The 325-nt window shown below is 76.0% G+C and carries 1 protein-coding gene; it reads left to right on the forward strand.

What is annotated here, in order from left to right; translation table 11 throughout:
• Positions 1-325, forward strand: a 325-nt coding sequence (locus ACLBYB_RS32970; protein WP_447701401.1) for an rRNA adenine N-6-methyltransferase family protein, incomplete at both ends; no start/stop codon positions are given.

A 325-nucleotide genomic window follows, 5' to 3' on the forward strand; every position in this document is an offset into this window, starting at 1 on the left:
CGCCGAGATCGCCGCCCACTATCCCGGCCGGCTCGAGGTGGGCGACGCCGACGCCCTGGCGTTCGTCCCGCGGCCGCTGGGGGGCGAGGCCCCGGCGCGGGTCGTCGCCAACCTGCCCTACAATGTCGGGACCGCCCTGCTCACCGGCTGGCTCGACGGGGAGGTCTGGCCGCCCTGGTGGGACCAGGCCGTGCTGATGTTCCAGCGGGAGGCCGCCGAGCGGATCGTCGCCGGCCCGGAGGAGCGGGCCGATTACGGCCGGCTCGGCGTCCTCTGCGGCTGGCGCACGGAGGCCGAGATCCTGTTCGACGTCAGCCCCTCGGCC

It is taken from the genome of Methylobacterium sp. D54C, assembly GCF_053345595.1.